The sequence below is a fragment of the Dactylosporangium sp. McL0621 genome (assembly GCF_049995355.1).
In the GTDB taxonomy this organism is placed as follows: domain Bacteria; phylum Actinomycetota; class Actinomycetes; order Mycobacteriales; family Micromonosporaceae; genus Dactylosporangium.
Map to the genome: position 1 here is coordinate 7,017,086 of NZ_CP188259.1, position 22,046 is coordinate 7,039,131.

Here is a 22,046-nt window from a genome sequence, read left to right on the forward strand (position 1 = left end):
GGCGTCAGCCGTCGGAGCGGGGTGTACCGATCCCGGACAGCACCTCCATGGCGTTGATGGCGCGGGGGAAGCCCGCGTACGGCAGCGTCTGCAGGACCGCCTCCACCAGCTCGTCCCGGGTCAGCCCGGCGTTCAGGGCGCTCCTCAGGTGCGAGGCCAGCTGCTGCCGCGTATCGCCCAGGCCGACGAGGACGCCGAGGATGACGAGCTCGCGGCGGGCCGGGTCGAGGCCGGGGCGGCTGTGGATGTCGCCGTACGCGAACTCGACGGCGAACCGCGGCAGGTCCGGGGCGATGCGGGCGAGCGCCGCGTAGACCTCCTGACGGCGCTCGGGATTCTCGCCGTCGAGCTCGCGGATGCGGGCGGCGCCGCGCTCGTAGCGGCTCATGCGTGCGACCCGTTGCGCTCGGTGAAGTCGAGGACCCGGCGCCAGGCGTCGTCGCAGGCGGCGGACCACTCGGCCGACGAGCGGTCGAAGAACGAGTGCGGCGCGCCCTCGTACGTGTGCAGCTCGTGCTCGGCGCCCGCCGCGGTCAGGTGCCCGGCCAGGGCCCGGAAGTCCGACTGCGGCGTGGCGGCGTCGTCGCCGGCCAGCAGCAGCAGCAGCGGCCGGTGCAGGCGGTCGAGCACGTCGGTGACCTGCTCGGGACGCCCGTAGAAGCCGATCGCGCCGGCCAGGTCGAGGTCGCTCGCCGCCAGCCGCCAGGAGAGGCCGCCGCCGAAGCAGAACCCGACCGTGAACGTCGCGCCGGGGTTGGCCTTGTCCAGGTACGACATCGCCGCCCGCACGTCCAGGGTGACCTCGTCCGGCCGGACGAGCGGCAGGTGCGCCGGCCAGTCGAAGTCGTCCCCGCGGGCGCCGGCGCCGGCCGTGCGCCCGTAGTAGTCGACCGCGACCGCGCCGAGGCCGGCCTCGGCGAAACGCTCGGCGAGGGCGCGGTAGTACGCATGCACGCCGCGCACGTCCGGCAGGATCACGACGTTGCGGCCGTTGGGGGCGGCGGGCACGGCCGCGTAGGCGCCGAAGACGGTCCCGTCGGCGGCGGTGAGCTCGATGGGCGCGGCGTGCTCGACGGCCCCGGCGTTCGGCGCGGCCGGCGGCCGGCTCTCGTTGGTGTGGCACATGGGCCCAGCCTGGAGCCGGGCGGCGACGGCCACCAGACCCCGGCCGAGCAGGGGAATCGGCGATACTGGTACTGGCCGGGCCAGGATCGCGGGGCGGCGGGTCGGCATACTGGTCGGCATGGACAACGGCCGCGAGCTGGGCGACTTCCTCAAGTCCCGGCGGGCCCGGGCGCGCCCGCCCCTCGCCGGGCCCCGGCGGCGGGTGCCGGGCCTGCGCCGGGAGGAGGTCGCGCAGCTGGCGGGCATCAGCGTCGAGTACTACGTCCGCCTCGAACAGGGCCGCGCCCAGCGCCCGTCCGACGAGGTCCTCACCACCCTCGCGGCCGCCCTGCGGCTCGACCACGACGAGCGGGCCCACCTCTTCGACCTGGGCCGCTCCCGCGGCGCCGCCCCGCGCCCCCGGCCCGCCGAGCGCGCCCGCCCGGAGCTCGTGCGGCTGCTGGCGACCCTGGACCGCGTCCCGGCGCTGCTGATCGACCACCGCCTCGACGTCCTGGCCGGGAACCGCCTCGCCGCCGCGCTCTTCTTCGACTTCGACGCCGCCCCCGTCCGGCAGCGCAACCTGGCCCGCTTCGCGTTCCTCGACCCGGCCGCCCGGGAGCGCTTCGCGGACTGGCCGGAGGTGGCCCGGGCCACGGTGGGCCAGCTGCGCCTGGTGGCCGGCCGGCATCCGCACGACGAGCCCCTCGCGACGCTGCTGGGCGAGCTCACTATGCGCAGCGAGGACTTCCGCACCCTGTGGTCGCGGCGCGACGTGCGCGAGCGGACCCACGGTACGAAACGGTTCCGGCACCCCGCGGTGGGCGAGCTGACGCTGCGCTTCGAGAACCTGGACCTGCCGTCGGCGACCCAGCGCGTCGTGATGTTCTTCGCCGACCCGGGCACCCCGGCCGAGCAGTCCCTCGAGCTCCTGGCCATGTGGTCCACCCCGGCGCTGCTTGAGTAGCTGTCCTACGATCGGCCGGTGATGTACCGTCCCTGGCCGCTGCGTCTCCTGCCGCGCCACCGCCGGCTCCTGCGCGCCGGGGCCACGGCCAAGGCCGTCGTGCTCGAGTCGAAGCCGTGGGGGTGGGTCTCCGGCGTGGTCCGGCCCAACCACAAGCTGAAGCTCCGGGTGTACTTCGACGACGGCACCACGACCACGATCACGCGGGTCGAGCGCACCCACTACCTGATGCAGGACGAGGTCGTGGGGTCCACCCTGCCGATGCGGTACGACCCGGGCGACCGCGCCTACGTCGACATCGACCGGCCGGCGCTGCTGCAGCGGCACGCCCGGTTCGAGGAGAAGCTGAACCGGGAGCGGATCAAGGACGCCGAGGACCGCCTGCGCCGCCGAGAGCACTGAGCTACGGATGAGTGACGGTGACCAGCTGACGGCGCTGCTCGGGGAGCAGGCCGCCTTCTACCAGGCGGTTGCGGCCGAGTACGACGACCACGCGCTGCCCTTCACCGGCGGCGACGAGCTGATCCAGGCCCTGGACGACTTCCGTCCGGCCGGCCACGTGCTCGAGCTGGCCTGCGGCCCGGGCACCTGGACGCCCCAGCTGCTGCGGCACGCCACGGACGTCACGGCCGTGGACGCGTCGGCCGAGATGCTCGGCATCGCCGCGTCCCGCGTCGAGGGGCGGCCCGTACGGTTCGTGCGGGCCGACCTGTTCGAATGGCGGCCCGACCGGCGGTACGACGTCGTGTTCTTCGGCTTCTGGCTCTCGCACGTGCCGGCCGAGCGCTTCGCGTCCTTCTGGTCGCTGGTCGCCGACTGCCTGGAGCCGGACGGGCGGGTGTTCTTCGTCGACGACTGGTACCGCACCGACGACGAGCTCATCGAGGGCGAGCACTCCCCGGTCATCCGGCGCCGGCTCGCCGACGGCACGGCGTACCGGATCCTCAAGGTCCCGCACACGCCCGCCGACCTCGAACGGCAGCTCGACGCGGCCGGCTGGCGGATCGAGGTCCACCCGACCTCCGGGCCGTTCTACTGGGGCAGCGGCAGCGCGCCCTGAGCAACCTTGGTTTGGGACGCCGCCCGTCCTGGGCATCGTGGATGCACGGACGGGCGGTGGCAGGGCATGAGCGACAACGGCGCGGGCGGCGACGATTACGTCGAGTGGCTGCAGGACAGATCGATGCTGGCCAAGGCCGAACGGATCTCCGGCGGGTTCTCCGGGGTACCGGGGGTCTGGCAGACACCGTTCGGCAACCCGAACCCGGCCGCGGTGATGGGCCGGTCGTCGGTCTGGTTCACCGCGTACCCGCCGTCGATGATCACGAAGCCCGGGCACAGCTTCCTGAGCACCCTCGCCGACACCGACCTGTGGCGGGCCTTCGCGGCGATCGGCGTCAGCGCGGTGCACACCGGTCCGCTGAAGCGGGCCGGGGGCCTGTTCGGCCGGGAGTCCACGCCGAGCGTGGACGGGCACTTCGACCGGATCAGTACCGACATCGACGAGGTGTTCGGCACCGAGGCCGAGTTCCGCGGCATGTGCGCGGTGGCGGCCGACCACGGCGGGATCGTCATCGACGACATCGTCCCCGGGCACACCGGTAAGGGCGCCGACTTCCGGCTGGCCGAGATGAAGGTCGGCGACTACCCCGGGATCTACCACATGGTGGAGATCCCCGCCGCCGACTGGCACCTGCTGCCCGACGTGCCGCCGGGCCGGGACTCGGTGAACCTCACCGCCGAGGCCGAGCGGCGCCTGCAGCAGGCCGGGTACATCGTCGGCCGGCTGCAGCGGGTGCTGTTCCAGGAGGACGGCGTCAAGGACACCAACTGGAGCGTCACCGCCCGGGTCGAGGGCGTCGACGCGGTGCCCCGCCGCTGGGTGTACCTGCACTACTTCAAGGACGGGCAGCCGTCCATCAACTGGCTGGACCCCACGTTCGCCGGGATGCGCCTGGTCATCGGCGACGCCCTGCACTCGCTCGACACGCTCGGCGCCAGCGCGCTGCGGCTCGACGCGAACGGGTTCCTCGGCGTGGAGATGGGCCGTCCGGGCCGGCCGGCGTGGTCGGAGGGCCATCCGCTGTCCGAGGTGGTCAACCAGCTCATCGCGAGCATGGTCCGCAAGGTCGGCGGGTTCACGTTCCAGGAGCTGAACCTCTCCATCGAGGACATCCGCCAGACCTCCGCGCGCGGCCCCGACCTCTCCTACGACTTCGTCAGCCGGCCCGCGTACGTGCACGCGCTGGCCACCGCCGACACCGAGTTCCTGCGGCTCACGCTGAACCTCGCGCGCCGCCTCGACCTGCCGCCGGTCCGCCTCGTGCACGCGCTGCAGAACCACGACGAGATGACCTATGAGCTGGTCCACTTCGCCGGCCCGCACCGCGCGGACGAGTTCGCGTTCCGCGGCGGCCGGGTGTCCGGCGCCGACCTGGCCGCCACCGTCCGCCGGGAGCTGGTCGAGCGGCTGACCGGCGAGGCCGCGCCGTACAACCGCATCTTCACCACCAACGGCATCGCCTCGACGATGGCCACGATCATCGCGGCCGTCCTCGGCCACCGGGACCTCACGGCCCTGACCCCGGCCCAGGTGGAGAAGATCAAGCGGGCGCACCTGCTGCTGGCCATGTTCAACGCGTGGCAGCCCGGCGTGTTCGCGGTGTCCGGCTGGGACCTGTGCGGCGTGCTCACGCTGCCCGCGGCCCGCATCCCGGAGCTGCTCGCCTCGGGCGACACCCGGTGGATCAACCGCGCCGCCTACGACCTGATGGACTACCGGCCCGAGGCCACCGAGTCGCCGTCGAAGATCCCGCGGGGCACCAGCCTCTACGGGGCCCTGCCCCAGCAGCTCGCCGATCCGGACTCGTTCGCGTCCCGGCTGGCCCAGGTCCTGCGGGTGCGCTCCGAGCACGGGCTCGCCACCGGCGTCCAGCTCGACGTGCCGGCCACCGGCGACCCGGCCGTCCTGGCGATGGTTCACCGGCTCGACGGCGGGCGGACCCAGGTCACGGTGCTGAACTTCGCCGACCGGGCCGCGGTCGCCCGGCTGGCGTCCGAGCATCTGCCGTCCGGCGCGGCGATGGTCGACGCGCTCACCGGCGACGTCGTCGCCGGGGTCGACGAGGTGGTCCTGCCGCCGTTCGGGGGAAGGTCCCTGCTGGCCGCCGGATGAGCGGCGAACGGAGCGATCTTGGGCGCCCGGTGTACCGCGCCGACGAGCGCGCCGGCCACTAGCCTGCTTGGATGGGAGAACGCTGGTACCGCAACGCCGTCATCTACAGCCTCGACGTCCGCACGTTCCAGGACTCCAACGGCGACGGCATCGGCGACTTCCAGGGTCTGCTGAGCCGCATCGACTACCTGGGCCGGCTCGGCGTGACCGCGCTGTGGCTCGGCCCGATCCACCCGAGCCCGCGCCGCGACGGCGGGTACGACGTCACCGACCACTACAACATCGCCCCCGAGCTGGGCAGCCTCGGCGACTTCGCGCAGTTCATGAACGCCGCCGACGAGCGCGGCCTGCGGGTCATGCTCGACCTGGTGATCAACCACACCAGCGACGAGCACCCCTGGTTCGTCTCGGCGCGGACCGACCCGCGCTCGCCGTTCCGCGACTGGTACGTCTGGTCCGAGCAGGAGCCGCGGGACCGCAGCGAGGGCATGGTGTTCCCGGGCGTGCAGCGGGAGACGTGGACGTACAGCGACCAGGCCGGCGCCTGGTACCACCACCGCTTCCACGACTTCCAGCCCGACCTCAACGTGCTCAACCCCGAGGTCCGTGCCGAGCTCAGCAAGGTCGTCGCGTTCTGGGAGCGGCTCGGCGTCAGCGGCTTCCGCGTCGACGCCGTGCCGTTCGTCATCGAGCGGACCGCGCCCGGCGTCGACCCCCGCGACCGCGACTACGGCTTCCTCACCGAGTTACGCGAGCAGACGTCGTGGCGCCGCGGCGACGCGGTGTTCCTCGCCGAGGCCAACGTGCCGAGCGACGAGCTGCGGCTGTTCTTCGGCGACGCCGACGGGGCCGCGAACCGGCTGCAGATGCTGTTCGCGTTCCGGCTCAACGAGGCCCTCATGCTCGCGCTGGCCCGCCAGGACCCCGGCCCCCTCGCCGACGCGCTGCACACCCTGCCGCCGCTGCCGCGCCACGGGCAGTGGGCCACGTTCCTACGCAACCACGACGAGGTCGACCTGTCCGGGCTCACCACCGCCGAGCGCGACGAGGTGTTCGCCGCGTTCGGCCCCGACCGGCGCCAGCAGCTCTACCGCCGCGGGATCCGCCGCCGGCTGGCCCCGATGCTCGCCGACGAGCGGCGCCTGCGGATGGCGTACAGCCTGCAGTTCACGATGCCGGGCACGCCGGTGCTGCGCTACGGCGACGAGATCGGCATGGGCGAGGACCTGAGCCTGCCGGAGCGCGACGCGATCCGCACCCCGATGCAGTGGTCGGCGACCGCGAACGCGGGCTTCTCCCCCGCCGCTCCCGAGATCCTGATCCGCCCGCTGGTGGCCGCCGGCTCCTACGCGTACGAGCAGGTGAACGTCACCGACCAGCGCCGCGACCCGGGCTCGCTGCTGCTGTGGTTCGAGCGGATGCTGCACACCCTGCGCGAGTGCGCCGAGATCGGCATCGGCGACCACACGATCGTCCCGGTCGACGCGGCCGGGGTGCTGGCGCACGGCGCGGAGGCCCCGGGCGGCGCGATGGTCTTCGTGCACAACCTCGCCGACCGGCCGGTGCGGGTGGGCCTGCCACCCCACCCGAGCGAGGACCACGGCCCGGTGGAGGTGTTCAGCAACCGCGAGTACCCGGCGTGCGACCTTCGGGACCTCGAGCTGGACGGGTACGGGTACCGCTGGATCCGTCTTCGCCGCAGCCACGGACCGGGGCGGCACTAGGATGGTGCGTCGTGGGTGTCACCGAAGCGCTGCTCCGACTGCTCACGGCCGCCCACCGCACCACCCCGGAGGACCTGCCGGCGCTGGCCACCGAGGGCGTCCGGCTGATCGGCGCGCTCGACGCCGACATCTTCCTGATCGACTACCGGCAGTCGTACCTCGTGCCGCTGACCGCCGTCAACGCTCCAACCGCCGCGGCGGTACCGGTGGAGGGCACCCTGGCCGGGCGGGCGTTCGCCTACACGGAACTGTGCGAGGCGCCCGAGGACGGCGGGTACCGGATGTGGGTGCCGCTGCTCGACGGCACCGAGCGGCTCGGCGTCATCGCGGTGCACACGGCCGCAGAGCCGACCGACCGGTTGCGGGAGGACTGCGGGCACATCGCCTCCGTACTGGCCGAGCTGCTCATGACCCGCCGGCACTACGGCGACGGCGTGGAGCGCACCCGGCGCCTGGAGCCGATGCAGCTCGCCGCCGAGATCCTGTGGAGCCTGCTGCCGCCGCTGACGTTCGTGAGCCACGCGGTCTCGGTCAGCGCGATCCTCGAGCCGTGCTACGACGTCGGCGGCGACGCGTTCGACTACGCCATCAACGGCAACGTGCTGCACGTGGCGGTGTTCGACTCGGTCGGGCACGGCATCGAGGCCAGCGACACGACGTCGCTGGCGATCAACGCGTACCGCAACGCCCGGCGCACCGGCCTCGACCTCGCGGACACGTGCCGGTCGATCGACACCTGGCTCAGCGCCCGCCACCCCGGCAACTGGGTCACCGCGCTGCTGCTCGAGCTGGACACCGCCACCGGCCTGGCCCGACGCATCTCGGCCGGCCACCCGGGCGAGCTGCTCCTGCGCCAGGGCAAGGCGGTCAAGTCCCTGCCGGCCCCGACCGCGATGCCGCTGGGCCTGCGCCGCCTCGCCGACCGCGAGCCGGAGGTCACCCAGGAACAGCTCCAGCCGGGCGACCAGCTCCTGCTGTACACCGACGGCGTCGTGGAGGCCCGCACCGCCGACGGCGAGTTCTTCGGCCTGGACCGCCTGGGCGACTACGTGACGCGCGCGCTGGCCGACCGGCTCCCCGCCCCGGAGACGATGCGCCGCCTGGTCCACGCGATCCTGGCCCACCAGAACGACCGCCTGCAGGACGACGCGACGGCGGTACTTGTCGAATGGCGCCCCGCGGCGGCCCCGACCGCCGACCTGCTGTCCCGGGTCGAGTAGTAGCCCGCCACCTCCTGTGGTCCGCCCGTTGTCCGGCGCTCGCCGCGAGGCGCGCCGTCCACGCGTCGGCGAGGGGCCGCGCGGCGATCTCTGACCGGAGTCCGGCTTGCGCCCCGGCCGGCGCGGACGATGCCGTTGGCATCGTTCAGGCCGGTGTAGGAGGCTCGCGCAACGCCGGCGGTCGCGTTCGAGACGCCAACCTCAGGTCGTGGCCCGGTAGCGGCCCGGGGTCGTGCCGACCAGCCGGGTGAAGGCCGCGATGAAGCCGCTCGGGTTCGCCCAGCCGCACGCGTGGGCCACGCGCGTGGTGTCGTGGCCGTCGGCCAGGAGCACCAGGGCGTGGAAGATGCGCAGCTGGGTGCGCCACTCGTAGAAGGTCATGCCGAGCTCGTCGTGGAACAGCCGGCTCAGGGTACGGGCACTCGCCCCGGCCGTGCGGCCCAGCGCGGCCAGGGCGGCGTTGTCCGCGGGGTCGTCGTACAGGATCCGCGCGACGGCCCGGAGGCGGTCGTCGCGCGGTTCCGGCAGCCGCAGCGCCAGCTCGTCCGCCTCCTGGAGCTCGTCGACGAGCACCCGGTGGAGGCGGGCCTCGGCGGCGCGGGCGTACCGGCGCGGGCCCGTCAGGGCGAGCAGGACCTCGCGGGCCAGGCCGGACGCGGTGAACACGGCTGGGCGGTCCGGGGCGAGCCGGGCCAGGGCGGGCGGCAGGAAGACGATCCGCATGTCGGTGTCGCCGTGGGCGCGGTGCTGGTGCGTGAACCCGGCCGGCGTCCAGGCGATCCGGTTGGCGGGGACGATCGAGGTGCCGCGCCCGGTGTGCACCGACAGGACGCCGCGGGCCGCGTACACGAGGTGGCCGCGTGGATGGGAGTCCGTCGGGCCGGACCCGCCCGACGGCCACAGGTGCACGCCGCCGGACGGCCAGATCCGGGATTGGCGGGCAATGGGCACAGCTTGGCATTCTATCGGTGGGCGGCCAAGCCGGCGGGCGGCGATCGTGCAGGTATGACGACGACGATGCGAGCGGCGGTATGTGTGCGGGCCGGCGGCCCCGAGGTCCTGGAGGTTCGCGAGCTGCCGGTGCCGGCGGTGCGGCCGGGGTGGAGCCTGGTCCGCGTGCGGGCGGCGGGCCTGAACCGGTCGGAGCTGCGGACCCGGCAGGGGCACTCCCCGAGCGTCGAGTTCCCGCGGGTGCTGGGGATCGAGTGCGTCGGGGTCGTCGCGGCGTCGACGGACCCGCGGTTGCCGGAGGGGGCGACCGTCGCGGCGGTGATGGGCGAGATGGGCCGGGCGTTCGACGGCGGCTACGCGCAGTACGCCCTGCTGCCCGACGCGCTGCTGATGCCGGTCACCACCACGCTGCCGTGGGACGTGCTGGCCGCGCTGCCGGAGACGTACCTGACCGCGCTGGGCGCGCTGGACGCGCTCGGGGCCGGCCCCGGCGACCGGCGGCGGCTGCTGATCCGCGGCGGGTCCTCGTCGGTGGGGCTGGCCGCGGCGTCGATCGCGTCCGCCTACGGCCTGGAGACCATGGCCACGACCCGGCGGCCGGGCAAGGCCGGCGCGCTGAGGGCCGCCGGCGCCGCCCACGTGCTCGTGGACGGCGCCGGGAGCGTCCCGGCCGTGTGGCCGGAGGGCCCCGATCTGGTACTCGACCTGGTCGGGGCGGACACGGTGGTCGACTCGCTGCGCCTGGTCCGCCGCGGCGGGACGGTGTGCGTGGCCGGGTCGCTCAGCGGCTGGCTGGTCCGCGACTTCGAACCGATCGCGATGATCCCGCCGGGCACGAAGCTGACCGCCTTCCACAGCGACACCGTCAAGGGCGCCGCGGGCATGCTCCAGCGCGTGGTCGACCAGGTCGAGGCCGGCGTCTACCGGCCCAACATCGACCGGGTGTTCGGCCTCGACGACATCGTCGCCGCGCACCGGTACATGGAAACCGATCAGGCCGCCGGCAAGCTCGTGCTGCTGCTGTAGTTCTGCCCGAGCGGGGCGCCCGGGATGGGCTTGGCGATGAGGCCGACCGGGACGAAGAACATGATCTGGCCGATCGCCAGCGTCAGGGTCCACAGGGCCTTGTCGTCGTAGTGCTCGGACACCCGCGCGAACAGCTCGCCGGGCACCCGGTCCCCGGCCGGGTTCGGGGTCAGGACCGCCTCGAGGAGCTCGAGGGCGGCGCGTTCGGCGTCGGTGAAGTACGGCGAGTCGTGCCAGCTGGCGAGGGAGTCGATGCGCTCGTCGGCCTCCCCCGCCTTGCGCAGCTCGGCGGCCTGGCGCACGGTGTGGTACGTGCTGCCGACGATCTGCCCGGCCCGCAGCGCCACCAGGCCGACCGTGCTCTGCGGGACGGTGCCGTTGGACACCACCTTGGACATGCCGGCGGCGACCGGCGGGAAGTCGGGGAAGAAGGGGATCGGGTCGGGCAGGCGTGACTCGGGCATGGTGTCGTGTTCCTTTCGGCCTTCGATGGGCGTTCGGGAAGTACGACGAAGCAGGCCGTCGAAACGTCAGTGGGCCTCGCCGTTGAGCATGGCCGCGGTGAGGACCCGGCCGCCGATGCCCCAGCCGCCGTCGACGACCTCGTCGACGAGGATGAGCGTGTTGGGCCGGGCGATCTCGCCGTACAGCTGGACGTACAGATCCGTTGCGGTGTCGACGATGTGCTGCTTCTGCTCGTTGGAGAGGGTGCCCGCGGGAACCTTGAAGTTGGCGAACGGCATGGGAATGTCCTTTCAGGATCAGATGAGCTCGGAGATGCCGATGCGGTGGTAGAACTCGGCCCGGATGCGGTCGTAGACGACGGAGACGACCTCGCTGCCGTCCTCGCTCGGGTCGATGTGCACGCGGAACGGGCGCTCGCCCGCGGGGAGGTTCACGACGCGGACGATCGCCTCGGCCACCTCGTCGGCGGTGCGTCCGGCCGGGAAGATGGCGGCGAGGGCCGGGGCCATCGCCGCGCGGATCTCGCCGTACCGTGGGTCGTACTCCGCGGCCCGGGCGGTGTCGGCCGGGGTGCCCGCGTGCGCGAAGTGGTTGGTGCCGCTCGGATACGCGCCCGGCACGACGATCGTGGTACCGATGCCGAAGCGGACGAGCTCGGCCGCGTAGCTCTCGGCGAGCGCGTCCATGCCGGCCTTGGCGGCGAAGTACGGCGCCAGGAACGGCGGGTGCCCGCCACGCGTCGACGACGAGCCGACCCACACGAGGTGGCCCGAGCCCTGGGCGCGCAGGATCGGCAGCACCGCCCGGTTGACGCGCTGGGTGGACACGACGTTCACGTCGTACAGCTCCGCGATCTGCTCCGGGGTGAACGCCTCGGCCGGGCCGAGCACCATGTGCCCGGCGTTGTGCACGACGACGTCGATGCGGCCCTGTTCCCGCATGATCTGCGCGACCGCGGCGTCGACCGAGGCCTGGTCCTGCACGTCCAGGTCGACGGGGTGCTCGAAGGCCGCGGCGGCCTGCGCGTTGCGGCCGGTGGCCGCGCGCATCCCGGCGTACACGACGTGTCCACTGTGGACCAGGGCCCGCGCCGTCAGGTTGCCGAAGCCGCTCGACGCTCCGGTGATGAGCACGATCATCAGATGATGCCCCCGTTCGCGCGGATGGTCTGGCCGTTGACCCAGTGCCCGGCCGGCGAGGCGAGGAACGCCACGACCGCGGCGATGTCGGCGGGCGTGCCGAGGCGCTCCAGCGGCGGCTGCTGGGCCAGGTGCCGGATGGTGGCCTCGTCCTTGCCGTCGAGGAACAGGTCGGTCGCGGTGGGGCCGGGCGCGACGGTGTTGACGGTGACGTCACGGCCGCGCAGCTCCCGGGCCAGGATCAGGGTGATCGCCTCGACGGCGCCCTTGGTCGCGGTGTACGGGGCGTACATCGGGAACTGCAGCCCGACGACCGACGTCGAGAACTGGATGATGGCGCCGCCGGGCCGCAGCCGGCGCGCGGCCTGCTGGTCGACGACGAAGGTGCCACGGACGTTGGTGCGGTGCAGCTCGTCGAACGCGGCGAGGTCGAGCTCGGCGACGGTCTGCAGGTGCATGCGCCCGGCCGCGTGGACGACGACGTCGACGCCGCCGAAGGTCACCTCGGCCCGGTCGAACAGCGCCGCGACCGCGGCCTCGTCGGCGACGTCGGCCTGCACCGCGATCGCCTCGCCGCCGGCCGCCTCGATCTCCGCGACCGCCGCCCGCGCCTCGGCGTGGTTGCCGGCGTAGGCGATGACGATCTTCAGGCCGTCGGCGGCGAGGCGGGTGGCCGCGGCCCGGCCGATGCCGCGGGAGCCGCCGGTGACGATGGCGACGCGGCTGGTTGTCGTAGTGGTCATGTCCACCACTCTGGGCGCCGGGCGGCCCGGGATACAGACGGCGTTTACCGGGGGGACGCCATCCCCTGTCTCGCGCCCGGGCGGCGGGAGACACTGGGATCATGGACCTGGCCGAGCTGGGCGCGTTCCTGAAGTCGCGCCGTGACCGCATCCGCCCCGCCGACGTCGGGCTGCCGACCGGGCCGCGGCGGCGCGTGCCGGGCCTGCGCCGCGACGAGGTGGCCCAGCTGGCCGGGGCCTCGGTGGAGTACTACATCGAGCTCGAGCGCGGCGCCGGTTCGCAGCCGTCGGAGCAGATGCTGGCCGCCCTCGCGCGGGCGCTGCGGCTGACCCTCGACGAGCGCGACCACCTGTACCACCTCGCCGGAAGGCCGCTCCCGGCGCCGGGCGGCCCCGCCGCCCACGTCCACCCGGGCATGCTCGACCTCCTCGACCGGCTCACCGGCACGCCCGCCCAGGTGATCACGGATGTGCACGTCACCCTCGTGCAGAACCGCCTCGCGAAGGCGCTGCTGGGCGACCAGGTCCATTTCGAGGGGCACAGTCGCAGTTTCGTGTTCCGGTGGTTCACCGATCCACAGGCGCGGAAGTTGTACCCGGAGCAGGACCACGAGCACCAGTCCCGCTCGTTCACGGCCGACCTGCGCGCGGCCGTGGCGCGGCGGGGCGGGCGCGACCGGGAGACCCAGGAGCTGGTGGCCGCGCTGCTGGAGCGCTCACCGCAGTTCGCGGCGCTGTGGGAGGAGCGGGACGTGGCGGTACGCCGGGAGGAGCAGAAGCGAATCATCCACCCCTCCCTCGGCACCATCGAGCTGAACTGCCTGAACCTGTTCTCGGAGGACGGCCGGCAGCGCCTGCTGTGGTTCACCCCGACCCTCGGCACGGGCGCCGTGGAGCAGCTCGAGCTGCTCGGCGTCGTCGGGAACCAGAACCTCGTAGCCGGGGACTTCTCTATATAGGTAGAGTTGCGCGGCCCGGCCCGCGAGCAGCGACCTCGCCGCAGCGCGCGGCGACTGAACCGTCACAAGCCGATGGCTTCGGCGGCCAGACCGTACCGGCGGGCTTCGTCCCGCAGGTCCGCCCCCTCGGCGCGTTCGTTCGTCGTCGCCATCCGGAACAGCAGGGCGCGCGCCACCGCCGGCACGGACACGTCCACCGTTTCCGGCAGCGACGCCGGGGCGCCGTGCCAGCAGAGCGCGTCGGCCACGACGACGCCCTCGGCGTACGCGGGCGGCCGCCAGTAGGGCGAGATGTCGATGACGGCCGGCGGGTACCCGGCGGCAAACAGGACGTTGTTCGTCAGGTCGGCGTGCACGAGCTGCGAGCGTCCGAGTGGCTCCAGCACGCCCTGCAGCCGTTGCGCCACGGCGGCGAACTCCGGGCGGTACCGGATGTCCCGCTCGCCCCAGGCCGCCCGGTCCGCGCGGGCCCACCGGTCCTGCCGGGCGTCCAGGAAGCCGGGACGGTCGAGATGCGCCACGGCCCGGTGGAACGCCCGGCCGGCGGCAAGGACCTCGCGCCACTTCGGCGCCGTGGCGGTGTCCGGTGCGCGGCCCGGAACCCACCGCGTGGCCGACCACCCGGCAACCTCCCAGGCGCCGTCCCGGGTGGGGACCGGCTCGGCCAGACGAAAGCTGTCAACGGTCACGTCGGCCAGCACACCGGCCAGCCAGGCGTGCAGCGGGCCTCCGCCCGGCTTGAGCACCAGATCCGCCACCGCCCAGGAGGTGCCCTGTCCACCGTCCAGCGGCCGGGCCGGTCCCCGGACGCCGAACGCCTGCAGCACGGCGGGCGGAGGCTGAGCACGGGACACCGGTCCACGGTAGGACCCGAGTACCATTCCGGCGCGAGGAGGCGGCATGTCCACGAGCTTCCGGCTGGCGGCCTACGCCGTGTGCATCGAGCGCGGGCGGGTGCTGCTCGCCCGGTACGTGTCCCCCGCGACCGGTGACACCCAGTGGACGCTGCCCGGCGGCCGGGTCGAGCACGCCGAGGACCCGTTCGACACGGTGATCCGGGAGCTGGCCGAGGAGACCGGCTGCACGGGCGTGGTCGAGCGCCTGCTGGGCGTGGACTCGCGGGTGATTCCGGCCGCCGAGGCGCGGCTCGGGGTCGAGCACCAGAACGTCGGGGTCTTCTACCGGGTGCGGGTCACCGGCGGGACGCTGCGGCCCGAACCCAACGGCGAAACCGCCGAGTCGGTCTGGACTCCGCTGCCCGAGGTGGCCGGTCTGCGGCGATCGTCGCTTGTCGACGTGGGGCTCGCGCTGGCGCGGACGCTTCCCGCGACCGGGCACGTCGCGGCGATCCCGGTGGGCGGCCGGATCCGGCATTGAGCCGCGCGGCGCCGGACCGCGAGGCACCGCGCGGCGACGGGATCCGGGCGGTGAACCACGGCACCGTGCGGTTGCACAACGGGCCGATGAGGAGTGCGAACGCGACGGTACCGGCGCCGATGTCGCCGCCGAGCAGCCAGCCGGCCAGGGCCACGGACACCTCCACCGCGGTGCGGCCCAGCCAGAGCGGCACCCCGAAGCGCCGGTGCAGCCCGGTCATGAGCCCGTCGCGCGGGCCGGCGCCGAAGCCGGCCCCGAGGTAGAGGCCGCTCCCCACCGCCACCAGCAGCAGCCCGGCCGCGAACAGCGGCACCCGCACGGCCAGGGCGGGCACGACCGGCAGGACGGCCAGGCCGAGCTGCGCGGCGGTACCGATCAGGACGATGTTGAGCAGCGTGCCGAGGCCGGGCCGTTGCCGCAGCGGCAGCCACAGCGCCAGCACGGCCGCGCCGATCAGGTTGGTCACCAGGCCGAAGCTCAGCCCGGTGTGCTGCGCCACGCCGAGCCCGAGCGCCGACCACGGCTCGACGCCGATGTGGGCGCGCACCATCAGTGAGGTACCGAAGCCGAACAGGACAAGGCCCCCGACGAGCGCCACCAGGCGGACGAGCAGTGTCTTCACGACTCGATCATGGTCGGCGGACGGCGTCGGGAGACAGGGCCAATCGAGGGACGATGGCTCTTCTACGTCACCGGCCGCCGGGCCGGTCGCCGGGAGACCCACAGGGCGAGCAGGCAGTACGGGACCAGCAGGATCACGATGCTGCTGACCGCGCTGTTGTACGGCCACCGGTGCCGCCCGTCGGCCGGTCCGAGGCCGACGCAGGCCAGCACCACGGCCCACGCGGCCGGGACGGCGAACAGCAGCGGGCGCGCCAGCCCGAGCAGGCGAGCGACCAGCGGGCCCGTGACCGCGATCAGCACCGGCATCAACATGGTCGCGAAGATGAGCGGCCCCAGGTCGGGCAGGCACACGAGATCGCTCGAGCACGAACTGTCGCCGGCCGACGACAGTTCGATGATCGCGAGGCCGGCGCCCACGGCCACGGCGACGCTCGCCACGCCGACGGCCAGTCCCCGCAGCAACGCCCACAACGGCCACCAGGGCGCGGACCGCGCCGAATCCCCCGTGTCGGTCATGGAGCGCACTTTGCCACCTTCCGCGCCGGCGCTCCGACCCGTGGCTCAGGCGTACTGCGACAGCAGCGAAGCCGGGGCCTGGATGACCTTCGCGTTGGCCGGCTTGCTGATCGTGACCGCCTTGCCGAAGTCCTTGAACGTCGACGTGTTCGTCGTCGGCGGGATCGTGCGGCCGACCCCCGGCATGCTCACCTTCAGCATTGTCGGATAGCCGTCGTTGCCCACGGTCGCCTCGAACGTCACCGACTTCGCGGCGTCGCCCATCTGCTGGACCAGCGCCGCGGCCGACGCCGGGAGGGGGCGCTTCGTCGCGTCGATCGTGCCTTTGTACGCGCCTGGCCCGGTCTTCTCCGCCGTCACGATCGCGTCCGTGAAGCCCTTCACGTTCGCCGGGTCGTCGGGGCTGCCCAGCCCCAGCTTGCCCAGCGACGTCTTGGTCGCGTCGATGCGCATCCACTTGTCGGGGTCGACGTTGGGCAGCTCCTCGCTCACCTTGAGGAAGACGTCGGTGCCCACGACGATGACCTCGGCGTTGATCTGCCGTTCCCCGTTGATGACGGTCGTCTTGCCGGTGCTGGTCTTCTTCGGCGGGTTGCTCGAGCCGACGAGCTTGATGGTGCCGGTGCTGCCGGTCTGGGTCGTCGCCGTGTAGCCGTACGGGGCGCCCCCGAGCTTGTTGAAGGCGTTCGCCAGGTCCGTGCGCGCGGCCGCCGTGGCCGCCGCGGCGCTGGTCGAGCCGGGGGCGGCGCCGCCGCCGGCCTTGTCGTCCTGCTTGCTCGTGCAGGCCGCGGTCACGGTGAGTGCGCCCGACAGCACCACAGCGAGTAGTAATCGCCGGCTGGACCTCATGCGTTGCCTCCCTCGGGCGACCCGATGCCGCCTCGCGAGGATAGCGACGCCCCGCCAGCCGTAACAGCTCGGGCGCGGCCGGCATCTCGGATAATGGCGGGCGTGCCCGAGGTCATCACCGCCGTGTACGAGATCACCGCGGACGACCCGGCCGCGCGGGCCAAGCTCGTCGCGGTCGAGCAGAGCCATGAGCTGCCCACCGAGCTCGCCCCGGCCAACGCCGTGCGTGACTCGCTCGCGCACGTGCGCTCGGTGGTGCCCCGCGCCGGGCGGCCGGCGCTGGCGACCGTCGAGTACCCGGTGGACCTGGCCGGCGGCGAGATCGGCCAGCTGCTGGTGCTGCTCCTCGGCAACGTGTCGCTGCAGGACGGGGTACGACTGGTGGAGGTTGATCTTCCGCCGTCGCTGACCGCCCGGCTGCCCGGGCCGCGGCTCGGCATCGCCGGCGTCCGGGCGCTCGCCGGCGAGCCCGAGCGGGCGCTGCTCGCCACCGCGCTCAAGCCCGTCGGCATGACGAGCGGGCAGCTCGCCGGCCTGGCCTACGAGCTCGCCGCCGGCGGCCTGCACGTGATCAAGGAGGACCAGGGCCTGGCCGACCAGCCGTGGGCGCCCTTCGCCGAGCGGGTGCCCCGCATCGCCGCCGCGATCCGCCGGGCGAACGGGGATTCGGGCGGGCGCAGCGTGTACCTCCCCTGCGTCAACGGCTCCGAAGGGCAGATCGCGCTGGCCCGCGCCGCGGGGGCCCACGGGGTGCTCGTCATGCCCGGGATCGCCGGGTTCGCCGCGCTGGCCCGGGCCGCCGAGTTGTTCCCGGGCGGCCTGGTGCTCGCGCACCCGTCGTTCCTGGGCGGGTTCACGGCCGCCGCCGGTCACGGGATGGCCCCGGACGTGCTGTTCGGCACGGTACTGCGGGCCGCCGGCGCCGACGCCACGATCTTCCCGAGCTGGGGCGGCCGGTTCAGCTTCACCCGCGGGCAGTGCCTGGCGATCGCCGACGCGGCCCGGCGCCCGCTGCACGGCATGCGACCGGCGCTGCCCACGCCCGGCGGCGGGATGACGATCGCGCGGGCGCCGGAGCTGCTGGACGCGTACGGCCCCGACACGCTCTTCCTCGTCGGCGGCGACCTGCGCCGCGGCGACGACCCGCGCGCGGCCGCCGAACGCCTGGTCGCCGCCACCCGGTAGGAGGTCGGTAGGTATTTGGCAGGGATTCGGGCACCGTGCGGCCCGGCTTCACACCCGGACGAACGCCGCGATCCGCGGGTCGCGGCGCAGCGCCCCGAGCTCGGCCGCCGTCGGCCGCACCGGGCGGTCACGCTCGGCGGTGACCGCGCACAGGAAGCCGAAGGCCGCGTCGTGCGGCGCGCGGAACTGGTGCCAGCCCCAGGGCGGCACGAACGCGACGTCGTGCGGCGCGAGGTCCACGACCCGGTCCACGAGGAGCGCGCGGCCGTGCCCGCGGATCGGCACGACGACGTGGGTGTGCTCGTGGCGCTCGAGGGTCGTGTGGCCGCCGGGGCCGATCTCGAAGTACCGCAGCGATGTTCCCTGCCCGTGCTCGGCGCCGGTCAGGACCTGCCGGGTCACCGAGCGGAAGGTGTCGTCGTCCTCCTTGTAGGCGAGCACCTCACCGCCCTCCCAGACGAACGGCTCGCGCTGCCGGCGGTGCGTCATCCTCCCGATCGTACGCGTTGACGCCCGGCCTAGGTAAGTGGTAGCTTACCGTTCGCCATGACGAACATAACGGCGATGCTCACCGCGCTCGGCGACCCGATGCGCCAGTCGATCCTCGACCGGCTCTCGAACGGGCCGATGCCGGTCGGGCGGCTCGCGGACGCGCTGCCGATCAGCCGCCCGGCGGTCTCCCAGCACCTCAGGGTGCTCAAGGACGTCGGGCTGGTGCTCGACCGGCAGGAGGGCACGCGGCGGCTGTACCAGGTCGATCCCGAGGGCCTGGCGCTGCTGCGGGCCCACCTGGACGGTGTGTGGGCGCGGGCGCTGGAGTCCTTCCGCGAACGGGTAGAGGAAGAGGAGACCTGACATGCTGCAGACCGTCCAGCCCATCCGGCGCGAGGTCGTCGTCGGGGTGAGCGCCCAGCGGGCGTTCGAGGTGTTCACCGCCGACATGACCTCGTGGTGGCCGGCCCGGCACCACATCGGCTCGGCGCCGATCGAGGAGGTCGTGATCGAGCCGAGGGTCGGGGGCCGCTGGTACACCCGGCACCAGGACGGCACGCAGACGTCCACCGGGGTCGTGACCGCGTGGGAGCCGTACGACCGGTTCGTGGTGACCTGGCAGATCGGGGCCGACTGGAAGTACCACGACGACCTGGTGACCTCGATCGAGGTCCGGTTCGTGGCCGAGTCGGAGCGGCGCACCCGGGTCGAGCTCGAGCACCGCGGCCTCGAGGCCTTCGGCGCCGACGCGGCCGCGATGCGCACCACGTTCGAGGAGCCGGGCGCCTGGACCGCGACCCTGGACGCCTATGCGGCCCGGCTGGCGGCGGCGTGAAGTACGTCGTGCTGTACACCTCCGCCGACGACGTGGCCGCCAAGGCCCCGGCCCACTTCCCGGCCCACAAGGCGCGCCTGGACGAGTACCACGCCCGCGGCGACCTGCTCATGGTCGGCACGTTCGGCGACCCGCAGCGCGAGGGCTCGATGGCCGTCTTCCGCACCCGGGAGAGCGCCGAGGCGTTCGTGGCCGGCGACCCGTTCGTCGTCAACGGCGTGGTGGCGCGGTACGAGATCCGCGACTGGCACGAGATCCTCACCCCGTAGCGCCGCATGCTCTAAGGCCGGTTGTGCGTGGCTGCGAGGATCGGGCCGAAGGTGGCGACCCCGACAGCGGCGCCGACTTGACGGGAGGTGTTGAACGCCGCTGGCCGCTACAGCGGTCCGTGATCGGGGAATCTCGGTACCAGGGCCGGGTCGTTGAACGACACGATGTGGCTGATGTGGCCGTCCGCGACGGTGAGCAGCACGATGCCGTATGGGCGGCCGCCCAGGTGGGCGACCGCCGCCGGCTGGCCGTTGGCGCTCGTCGGCCGCATGCGCCAGTCGCCGGGCGCGCCCAGGACCCAGCGGCGCAGGTACGGGATGCAGGTCCGGTTGCCGGCGAACCAGTTCCGGTACGGGGTTGCCTGCAGGGTCGCGTCGCGGCTGAGCAGTCGCTCCAAGGCCGTCGCGTCGGCGTTGTGGAAGGCGGCGATGTACTGCTCCAGCAGCTTCCGCGCCTCGGGTGCGGACGGCGGGGCGATGTCGTCGGGCCGCGGTGACAGCTCCCGCAGCCGGGCGCGGGCGCGCTGCAGCGTGCTCTTCACCGACGCGGTCGTCGTGCCGAGCAGGGTGGCCACCTCGGCGGCGGGGAACGCCAGCACGTCGCGGAGCAGCAGCACCGCCCGCTGCGGGCCGGGCAGGTACTGCAGGCTGGCGATGAGGGCCAGCCGCAGCGTCTCGCGGGCGATCGTCAGGTCGGCCGGGTCGGACCGGTCCGGGCCGAGCATCGCGTCGGGGAACGGCTGCAGCCAGGCCACGCCGGACCCGGCCGGCGCCGGCGCGGCCTCGGGGTCCGGTTCGGGACCGCCGAGGCCGGACGGCAGGACGCGCCGGATGTGCCGGTTCAGCACGTTGAGGGAGGCGTTGGTGGCGATCCGGTAGAGCCAGGTCCGCACCGACGAGCGGCCCTCGAAGGCGTCGTAGGAGCGCCAGGCCCGCAGGTACGTCTCCTGGACCACGTCCTCGGCGTCGTCGACGGAGCCGAGCATGCGGTAGCAGTACGCCAGCAACTCCCGGCGGAACGGCTCGGTGTCGCCGACGAAGGCCTCGCTGTCCGGCATGCGTCTCCAATCTCTACGCGCGGCCCAGGAACGCGGCCAGGCGGTCCGCCGGGCTCGCGCCGGGTGCGGGCTCGGCAGCGGGTGCGAACAGCCCCACCCCCTCCGGTCCACGGTATGCGTCCGGGACGGTGACCCGGGCCTGGGCGAGCAGATCCTCGGCGAGGCCGGGATCCAGGTCGGTGTGGTGGCCGACGGCGCGGGCGAGGTCCCATCCGTGGGTGAACTGGTCGTTGGCGGCCAGGGCCATCAGGGCGGCGCCGGTGAGCTCGCCGAACGGCAGGTGGACGGTCCTTTCCAGCGCGCCGTCGGCCCCGAAGGCGGCGAGGGTGAGCTTGCTGCTGTGATCGTAGGCGGCCAGGAGGTCGCCGGCGGCGTGGTCCTCGTCCTCCGGGGCGGCCTCGCCGCCGATGGTCGCGCCCGCCCACCGTGCCGAGCCGATGAAGTGGTTGATCAGGGCGCGCACGTCCCACGAGGCGCACGGCGTCGGCCGGTCCAGGTCCTCGGGCCGGACGGTCGCCAGGACGGCGCGGGTGCTGGCGAATGCCCGGGTCAGGTGGTCGATGGTCATGGCTGGCTCCTCGAGTTCGGCCGGTCGGCGGCGATCGCCGTCCAGCAGGTAGACCCGGCACCACCGGGAAAGGAATCGGCCAACACTGGTCGAGCTCCGGCGGGCGCTCGAGGCGCTGATCGATCCGCTCGTCGCGCGGCGGCCGCTCGGCGACGCGCAGACGCGGCCGTCCATCCACCCGATGGCGCCGCAGGGGCTGGCGGGCCAGGTCGGAGAGGCCGCCGCCGGCGCGCTGGCCGCGCTCCGCGCCGACGGTGGCCGCGGCTCCGTCTGCAGCCGGAGCGAACCGGTCGGCGGCAGTCTCCGGCCTGCCCAGGCTGGATGTTGCGGTCCGGCCGGATGTTGCCCCGCAGAGGGTGAGGCCGGAGGCGGTGGGCATGGCGGATAGCAGGTATCCGTGGGTGCGGAAACCGGCAGCCGGGGAGTGCAGGTGGCGGCGAGGTATCCCTCATCGGTACGAGAGACCGTGGAATCAACACCCCCCGGCCCCGATGTGAACAGGTGATCCGCCATGACGACCCACACGGTCGACCCAGTGCTGTGCATGGCGCTGTTCGTCTCCGACGCCTCTCAGACATGCGACCTGGACAACGGCACAATTCGCGACGTCGTTGCGCGCACACTCGAACAGCTCGGCCCGAACGAGTGCTACGCCCGCGCCGCGGAAGTGTTCGGCGACCGCCCCGAGGTGGCGCAGCGCCGGATCACATGGGCACGCGAACTGTGCTCCCGGGCAATGACCCTCGCCAACGTCTGACCAGCGACACGCCGCCGGCACGGCAACGGCCATCGCCCGGCCG

27 protein-coding genes are annotated in these 22,046 nt (G+C 73.4%); 14 read left to right on the forward strand and 13 right to left on the reverse strand.

Annotated features, from left to right (window positions below):
- Positions 1-4: 4 nt before the first annotated feature.
- Both ACPPVO_RS33105 and ACPPVO_RS33110 read right to left on the reverse strand, forming a co-directional pair.
- Positions 5-388 (reverse strand): carboxymuconolactone decarboxylase family protein, encoded by a 384-nt coding sequence (locus ACPPVO_RS33105; RefSeq protein WP_426502474.1) that lies wholly within the window; start codon positions 386-388, stop codon positions 5-7.
- Positions 385-1,233: a dienelactone hydrolase family protein gene (locus ACPPVO_RS33110; protein ID WP_426502475.1), complete on the reverse strand. Its 849-nt coding sequence runs from the start codon at positions 1,231-1,233 to the stop codon at positions 385-387. The genes ACPPVO_RS33105 and ACPPVO_RS33110 overlap by 4 nt, the downstream gene beginning before the upstream one ends.
- Positions 1,234-1,243: 10 nt before the next feature.
- Between ACPPVO_RS33110 and ACPPVO_RS33115 the strand changes: the two genes are divergently transcribed.
- The 6 genes from ACPPVO_RS33115 (at position 1,244) to ACPPVO_RS33140 (ending at position 8,190) form a co-directional block, all read left to right on the forward strand.
- Positions 1,244-2,071 carry a helix-turn-helix transcriptional regulator gene (locus tag ACPPVO_RS33115; protein WP_426502476.1) on the forward strand — a complete coding sequence of 276 codons (828 nt, stop codon included), beginning with the start codon at positions 1,244-1,246 and terminating at the stop codon, positions 2,069-2,071.
- Positions 2,072-2,089: 18 nt separating this feature from the next.
- Positions 2,090-2,473 (forward strand): hypothetical protein, encoded by a 384-nt coding sequence (locus ACPPVO_RS33120; protein ID WP_426502477.1) that lies wholly within the window; start codon positions 2,090-2,092, stop codon positions 2,471-2,473.
- A 7-nt stretch (positions 2,474-2,480) separates the two neighbouring features.
- Positions 2,481-3,131: a class I SAM-dependent methyltransferase gene (locus tag ACPPVO_RS33125; protein WP_426502478.1), complete on the forward strand. Its 651-nt coding sequence runs from the start codon at positions 2,481-2,483 to the stop codon at positions 3,129-3,131.
- A 66-nt stretch (positions 3,132-3,197) separates the two neighbouring features.
- On the forward strand, positions 3,198-5,246 hold the full coding sequence (gene treS / locus ACPPVO_RS33130) for a maltose alpha-D-glucosyltransferase (protein WP_426502479.1): 2,049 nt from the start codon (positions 3,198-3,200) through the stop codon (positions 5,244-5,246).
- Positions 5,247-5,317: 71 nt separating this feature from the next.
- On the forward strand, positions 5,318-6,970 hold the full coding sequence (locus ACPPVO_RS33135) for an alpha-amylase family protein (protein WP_426502480.1): 1,653 nt from the start codon (positions 5,318-5,320) through the stop codon (positions 6,968-6,970).
- Between the two features lie 11 nt (positions 6,971-6,981).
- The gene (locus ACPPVO_RS33140; protein WP_426502481.1) at positions 6,982-8,190 is read left to right on the forward strand and encodes a PP2C family protein-serine/threonine phosphatase; all 1,209 of its coding nucleotides are present in this window, start codon (positions 6,982-6,984) and stop codon (positions 8,188-8,190) included.
- Between the two features lie 201 nt (positions 8,191-8,391).
- Here the strand turns inward: ACPPVO_RS33140 and ACPPVO_RS33145 are convergent, their stop codons facing one another.
- Positions 8,392-9,141 carry an AraC family transcriptional regulator gene (locus ACPPVO_RS33145; protein WP_426502482.1) on the reverse strand — a complete coding sequence of 250 codons (750 nt, stop codon included), beginning with the start codon at positions 9,139-9,141 and terminating at the stop codon, positions 8,392-8,394.
- Between the two features lie 54 nt (positions 9,142-9,195).
- Here ACPPVO_RS33145 and ACPPVO_RS33150 point away from each other — a divergent pair, with 54 nt between their 5' ends.
- Positions 9,196-10,167, forward strand: a complete 972-nt coding sequence (locus ACPPVO_RS33150) for a zinc-binding dehydrogenase (RefSeq protein ID WP_426502483.1) — start codon at positions 9,196-9,198, stop codon at positions 10,165-10,167.
- Here the strand turns inward: ACPPVO_RS33150 and ACPPVO_RS33155 are convergent.
- From ACPPVO_RS33155 to ACPPVO_RS33170, 4 genes are all read right to left on the reverse strand, one after another.
- Complete coding sequence (locus ACPPVO_RS33155) at positions 10,134-10,631, reverse strand: carboxymuconolactone decarboxylase family protein (RefSeq protein ID WP_426502484.1); 498 nt, start codon at positions 10,629-10,631, stop codon at positions 10,134-10,136. The genes ACPPVO_RS33150 and ACPPVO_RS33155 overlap by 34 nt on opposite strands.
- Positions 10,632-10,697: 66 nt before the next feature.
- Positions 10,698-10,910: a tautomerase family protein gene (locus ACPPVO_RS33160; RefSeq protein WP_426502485.1), complete on the reverse strand. Its 213-nt coding sequence runs from the start codon at positions 10,908-10,910 to the stop codon at positions 10,698-10,700.
- 18 nt (positions 10,911-10,928) lie between these two features.
- Positions 10,929-11,771, reverse strand: coding sequence for an SDR family oxidoreductase (locus ACPPVO_RS33165; protein ID WP_426502486.1), 843 nt, complete (start codon positions 11,769-11,771; stop codon positions 10,929-10,931).
- Complete coding sequence (locus tag ACPPVO_RS33170) at positions 11,771-12,514, reverse strand: SDR family oxidoreductase (protein ID WP_426502487.1); 744 nt, start codon at positions 12,512-12,514, stop codon at positions 11,771-11,773. The genes ACPPVO_RS33165 and ACPPVO_RS33170 overlap by 1 nt, the downstream gene beginning before the upstream one ends.
- A 101-nt stretch (positions 12,515-12,615) precedes the next feature.
- Here ACPPVO_RS33170 and ACPPVO_RS33175 point away from each other — a divergent pair, with 101 nt between their 5' ends.
- Positions 12,616-13,473: a helix-turn-helix domain-containing protein gene (locus ACPPVO_RS33175; RefSeq protein ID WP_426502488.1), complete on the forward strand. Its 858-nt coding sequence runs from the start codon at positions 12,616-12,618 to the stop codon at positions 13,471-13,473.
- Positions 13,474-13,535: 62 nt separating this feature from the next.
- On the opposite strand, the gene ACPPVO_RS33180 is transcribed toward ACPPVO_RS33175, so the two are convergent.
- On the reverse strand, positions 13,536-14,327 hold the full coding sequence (locus ACPPVO_RS33180) for a hypothetical protein (RefSeq protein ID WP_426502489.1): 792 nt from the start codon (positions 14,325-14,327) through the stop codon (positions 13,536-13,538).
- A 46-nt stretch (positions 14,328-14,373) separates the two neighbouring features.
- Between ACPPVO_RS33180 and ACPPVO_RS33185 the strand changes: the two genes are divergently transcribed.
- Positions 14,374-14,850, forward strand: coding sequence for an NUDIX hydrolase (locus ACPPVO_RS33185; protein WP_426502490.1), 477 nt, complete (start codon positions 14,374-14,376; stop codon positions 14,848-14,850).
- Between the two features lie 684 nt (positions 14,851-15,534).
- On the opposite strand, the gene ACPPVO_RS33190 is transcribed toward ACPPVO_RS33185, so the two are convergent.
- Positions 15,535-15,990, reverse strand: coding sequence for a hypothetical protein (locus tag ACPPVO_RS33190; RefSeq protein ID WP_426502491.1), 456 nt, complete (start codon positions 15,988-15,990; stop codon positions 15,535-15,537).
- A 45-nt stretch (positions 15,991-16,035) separates the two neighbouring features.
- Positions 16,036-16,839: a hypothetical protein gene (locus ACPPVO_RS33195; RefSeq protein ID WP_426502492.1), complete on the reverse strand. Its 804-nt coding sequence runs from the start codon at positions 16,837-16,839 to the stop codon at positions 16,036-16,038.
- Between the two features lie 102 nt (positions 16,840-16,941).
- Here ACPPVO_RS33195 and ACPPVO_RS33200 point away from each other — a divergent pair, with 102 nt between their 5' ends.
- Complete coding sequence (locus ACPPVO_RS33200) at positions 16,942-18,024, forward strand: RuBisCO large subunit C-terminal-like domain-containing protein (protein WP_426502493.1); 1,083 nt, start codon at positions 16,942-16,944, stop codon at positions 18,022-18,024.
- Between the two features lie 48 nt (positions 18,025-18,072).
- Here ACPPVO_RS33200 and ACPPVO_RS33205 read toward each other — a convergent pair whose 3' ends face one another.
- Positions 18,073-18,513, reverse strand: a complete 441-nt coding sequence (locus ACPPVO_RS33205; protein ID WP_426502494.1) for a cupin domain-containing protein — start codon at positions 18,511-18,513, stop codon at positions 18,073-18,075.
- Between the two features lie 57 nt (positions 18,514-18,570).
- On the opposite strand from ACPPVO_RS33205, the gene ACPPVO_RS33210 reads away from it, so the two are divergent.
- From ACPPVO_RS33210 to ACPPVO_RS33220, 3 genes are read left to right on the forward strand one after another with little or no spacing between them, the layout of a single operon-like run.
- The gene (locus ACPPVO_RS33210; protein WP_360384734.1) at positions 18,571-18,879 is read left to right on the forward strand and encodes an ArsR/SmtB family transcription factor; all 309 of its coding nucleotides are present in this window, start codon (positions 18,571-18,573) and stop codon (positions 18,877-18,879) included.
- A 1-nt stretch (position 18,880) separates the two neighbouring features.
- Positions 18,881-19,351, forward strand: coding sequence for an SRPBCC family protein (locus ACPPVO_RS33215; RefSeq protein ID WP_426502495.1), 471 nt, complete (start codon positions 18,881-18,883; stop codon positions 19,349-19,351).
- Positions 19,348-19,620, forward strand: a complete 273-nt coding sequence (locus tag ACPPVO_RS33220) for a YciI family protein (RefSeq protein ID WP_426502496.1) — start codon at positions 19,348-19,350, stop codon at positions 19,618-19,620. Before ACPPVO_RS33215 ends, ACPPVO_RS33220 begins: the two co-directional genes overlap by 4 nt.
- A gap of 107 nt (positions 19,621-19,727) precedes the next feature.
- On the opposite strand, the gene ACPPVO_RS33225 is transcribed toward ACPPVO_RS33220, so the two are convergent.
- Together ACPPVO_RS33225 and ACPPVO_RS33230 are read right to left on the reverse strand one after the other, a co-directional pair.
- On the reverse strand, positions 19,728-20,678 hold the full coding sequence (locus ACPPVO_RS33225) for an RNA polymerase subunit sigma-70 (RefSeq protein WP_426502497.1): 951 nt from the start codon (positions 20,676-20,678) through the stop codon (positions 19,728-19,730).
- Positions 20,679-20,691: 13 nt separating this feature from the next.
- Complete coding sequence (locus ACPPVO_RS33230) at positions 20,692-21,246, reverse strand: TIGR03086 family metal-binding protein (protein WP_426502498.1); 555 nt, start codon at positions 21,244-21,246, stop codon at positions 20,692-20,694.
- A 511-nt stretch (positions 21,247-21,757) separates the two neighbouring features.
- Between ACPPVO_RS33230 and ACPPVO_RS33235 the strand changes: the two genes are divergently transcribed.
- The gene (locus ACPPVO_RS33235) at positions 21,758-22,003 is read left to right on the forward strand and encodes a hypothetical protein (protein ID WP_426502499.1); all 246 of its coding nucleotides are present in this window, start codon (positions 21,758-21,760) and stop codon (positions 22,001-22,003) included.
- The last annotated feature ends 43 nt before the right edge of the window (positions 22,004-22,046 follow it).